1 protein-coding gene and 2 pseudogenes are annotated in these 4310 nt (G+C 64.8%); 2 read left to right on the top strand and 1 reads right to left on the bottom strand.

Annotated features, from left to right (window positions below):
• Window positions 1–493: 493 nt before the first annotated feature.
• Window positions 494–895, top strand: a pseudogene (locus AC07CM_RS50380) (ATP-binding cassette domain-containing protein); the annotation flags it as partial.
• Between the two features lie 132 nt (window positions 896–1027).
• Window positions 1028–3982 (top strand): FAD-binding and (Fe-S)-binding domain-containing protein, encoded by a 2955-nt coding sequence (locus tag AC07CM_RS50385; protein WP_478883284.1) that lies wholly within the window; start codon window positions 1028–1030, stop codon window positions 3980–3982.
• Window positions 3983–4119: 137 nt separating this feature from the next.
• On the opposite strand, the pseudogene AC07CM_RS50390 reads toward AC07CM_RS50385, so the two are convergent.
• Window positions 4120–4310: pseudogene (locus AC07CM_RS50390) on the bottom strand (transposase); the annotation flags it as partial.

The following is a 4310-nucleotide window of genomic DNA, read 5'->3' on the forward strand; positions in this document are numbered from 1 at the left end:
ATGGCCACAGCAGCCCTCGCATCACTACCCGCCCTCATCCTCCTCGTCATCGCCCAAAAATTCGTCGCCGCCGGCACCACCACCGGAGCCATCAAGTAACCCAGACAATCAATTCACGCCACCACCCAGCAGACCACTCCCCCAACGAACCCGACCATCGACGACGGCAACCACTCGAACTCGAACTCCCCAAACATCGGACCAAGTCCACTCAGGCGATCATCTCCCCCCTCATGCGGCTGGCGCGGAATTCACCGTGCCGCAGCCGGAGTTCATCGGCTCTCCGGACGCCGCTGTCCCGCTCACTATCTTTTGTGATCATCATGACATCCTCGGAGGCTTTCGGTACATGCGTGCGTGGTCCCACGGCGTCCTCGATATGGCGACCCGGATCAGCTTGAACAGTGCCGAACTCGTACCGACCGAGTGATCACCACCAATGTCATGAAGTCGGCCATCATTCGCGATCACACAAGGAGAAAGAAGGGACAGCATGGCCTCGATTACCTATCAGCGGGCGACCCGGCGCTACACGGGCAGAGAGCGGGCCGCGGTCAGTGCGCTGGATCTGGACATCGCCGACGACGAGTTCGTGGTCCTGGTCGGTCCGTCCGGCTGCGGTAAGTCCACCAGCCTGCGCATGCTGGCCGGCCTGAAGGACGTCGATGAAGGGACGACCCGGATCGGCACCTGGGACATCACGCACCTGCCGCCGAAGGATCGCGACATCGCGATCGTGCTCCAGAATCATGCCCTGTACCCGCATAAGACTGTCGGCGACAACATGGGCTTCGCGCTGAGGATTGCCGGTACGCCGAAGGCGGCGATCCGCCGCCGGGTCGGTAAGGCCGCCCGGCTGCTCTGCCTGGAGTCGTATCTGGATCGCAAGCCCAAAGGAAGACATGAGCATTTCTTTTGCTGCGAAGTCAATTCTTCCCCGCTGCTGGCTCTTGTGGGATGAGCTATCGGACCGGATCGTTGCTTTGACGGGTCAGCCATGAATGTTGTGGAACAAGGAGCAACCGCAGTGACGGCGACAGTGCAGGGTCCGATACGTTTCGACGCGGCAGCCGTCACCGAGGCACTCGCCAAGGGTGAATGCGGCGAGGTGCACGACGACGTCGGACACCGGGTCCAGTACTCAGCCGATGCCTCTAACTACCGGCAGATTCCCCTGGCTGTGGTCTGGCCTCGCGAGCGCCAGCATGTGCTCAATGCGATCGCCGTGTGCCGCCGCCTGGGCATCCCGATTACCTCCCGTGGCGCGGGCACCAGCACTTCGGGCCAGGCCGTCGGCTCAGGGGTGGTCCTGGACTTTTCCCGTTACTTCAATCGTCTGCTCGCGCTGGATCCAATCACGCGGACGGCGACGGTGCAGCCCGGCATCGTCCTGGACGATCTGCAAGCGGCAGCTGGCGCGCATGGGCTGCTCTTCGGCGCGGCCCCCTCCACCCACAGTCGATGCACGCTTGGTGGCATGATCGGCAATAACGCGTGCGGCTCGCACTCCCTCGCCTGGGGGCGCACCGCAGAGAACGTGCTGGAGCTGGAGGTGGCCACCTACCGCGGCACAGTCGTTCGGCTCGGCGAAATGACTCAGGCAGAGATCGATGAAGCCGTGGCTGTCGGCGACGACCGCGCCCAACTCATTCTGTCCCTGAACCAGCTCGCCGAACGTAACCTCGCCACCCTCCGCACCCAGCTGGGACACTTCCCCCGGCAGGTGTCAGGCTACGCGCTGGAGCACCTGCTGCCAGAGCGGCGTTTCAACCTCGCTCGGGCCTTGGTCGGCAGCGAAGGCACCCTGGCCGTCATCCTCTCAGCCACCGTCCACCTCGTATCACCTCCCCCCGAGCGGGCCCTGGTCGTCCTCGGCTACCGCGATGCCTGTGCGGCAGCCGACGTCGTGCCTACCCTGCTCAAGCACCAACTGCTTGCGCTGGAAGGGCTCGACCAGGCCATTACCAGCATCGTCACCCGCACGGAGACCCGCCAGGCGGTCGACACCCTGCCTAAGGCAAAGGCATGGCTTTTTGCCGAACTCGGCGGTCAGGAAGCGGAACTGTCCCAGCGAGCCACAGACCTTGTCGCAGTGGCCGGACAGACCGTGGGCTTCACCGGCAGCGAAATCGTCACCAGCCCGGTGCGTGCCCGAGAGCTGTGGCGGATCAGGGAGGACGGGGCAGGCCTAGCCACGAGGTTGCCCGACGGGGCAGAGGCGTGGCCCGGTTGGGAGGACGCAGCGGTTCCGCCCGATCAGCTTGGCTCCTATCTGCGGCAGTTCATGGAACTTCTCACGCACCACCAGTTGCGGGGAGCGGTCTATGGGCACTTCGGTGAAGGCTGCCTGCATGTGCGGATCAACTTCGACTTCACCACCGAACACGGCACCGCTGTGTTTCGCGCCTTCGTCACCGATGCTGCCAAGCTGATCGCCGCACACGGCGGCTCTCTGTCTGGCGAGCACGGTGACGGCCAAGCACGCTCCGAGTTGCTGCCGCTGTTGTACGGGCGGGATGTTATCGCCCTGTTCGAACAGTTCAAGCGCATCTGGGACCCGGACAACGGACTGAACCCCGGCATGATCGTGGCGCCGCTGCCCGTCGACGGGAATCTGCGCGTTAGCCCGAACCGCACCCCGCTGCCTCTAGCCACGGTCTTTCCCTTCCACGCCGACGATGGCGACTTCGCCAAGGCCACCCGGCGGTGCGTTGGCGTCGGCAAATGCCGCACGGCGACTCCCAGCGGCGAGGTAATGTGCCCCAGCTACCGCGTCACCCGGGACGAAAAGGACTCCACCCGGGGCCGTGCCCGCTTGCTATACGAAATGACCCAGGGCGAAGTCATCAACAATGGCTGGAAGTCCACTGAAGTGCGGGAGGCGCTCGACCTGTGTCTGTCGTGCAAGGGCTGCAGCACAGACTGCCCCGTCGGCGTTGACATGGCCACCTACAAGTCCGAATTCCTGCATCACTACTACCAAGGGCGGCTGCGTCCTGCCTCCCATTACTCCATGGGATGGCTGCCGCTGCTGTCTCGTATCGCCGCCGGCACGCCCCGGCTGGTCAACTCGCTCACCGGGTCCCGCCTGGCACCCGTGATCAAGCGTCTGAGCGGCATCGCGGCCCAGCGGCACATTCCTTGCTTCGCTGACCAGACATTCCTGGCCTGGTTCCGAGCGCGCACCCCCGAAGGTGAGGGGCCCCGTGGCCCGGTCATGCTGTGGGTGGACTCCTTCAACAACTACTTCACCCCTGACGTCCTCAAGGCGGGCGTCACGGTTCTGGAGCAGGCCGGATATCGCGTCCAGGTACCGGATGGCACTCAGTGCTGCGCCCTCACCTGGATCACCACCGGACAATTGCGCGTCGCGCGCCGCATCGCCCGCCGTACCGCAACCACGCTAGCCGAGGCGACCCGCACCGGGATCCGCATCGTGGGCTTGGAGCCCAGCTGTACGGCTGCCCTGAAAACGGATGTGCCCGAACTCCTTGACGGCAACTCCGATGCTCGCGCGCTCGCCGATTCCACCCTCACCTTCGCAGAACTTCTCCTCCACCACACCCCGGGCTGGTATCCCCCTCGCATCGACGCCCACTCCATCAGCCAGACACACTGCCACCAGCACGCAACCAGCGGCTTCAGCGCCGACAGCACCCTGCTGCAGGCCATGGGAGTCGACAACCACGTCCTGAACTCCGGCTGCTGCGGCCTAGCGGGAAACTTCGGCTTCGAACGCGGTCACTACGGCGTATCCGTCGCGGCCGGCGAACAGGTCCTGCTGCCCGCCGTGCGCGCCGCCGCACTGGACACCATCGTCCTGGCTGACGGCTTCAGTTGCCGCACGCAGATCGCCCAGCAAACCGACCGCAGCGGCACTCACCTTGCCCAGCTCATCGCCTGTGCCCTGCCCCCCAGCCCTGACCGTCTGCCCCCGCTCACACCAGGCAAGGAACCGCACTGTGACCGACACGCTTTTTAGCGTCGACGACAGGGGACCCAAGGAGATCGTCGTCGTCTCCCACTGACGCACCGGCACGGAAGGCGCGCTGGTCGTCCGCAACACCTCCCGCGACACCAGAAAAGGGCCACAGCCGTGGGAGCCCACAGTCTGTGGTAGTTGGCGATGGTGAACTGCCGCAGTGATCCGAAGTGGGCCTCGATCGGGTTCGCCCAGGAGGCGTAGGTCGGGGTGAAGCACAGCTCGACCTTGTTCTTCTTCGCCCAGCGGCGGATGTCGCTGCCCTTGTGCGCGGAAAGGTTGTCCATGATCACGTAGATCGGTGCGCCGTCGGGCCTGGCGGCACGGA

Source organism: Streptomyces sp. NPDC044061 (assembly GCF_056434305.1).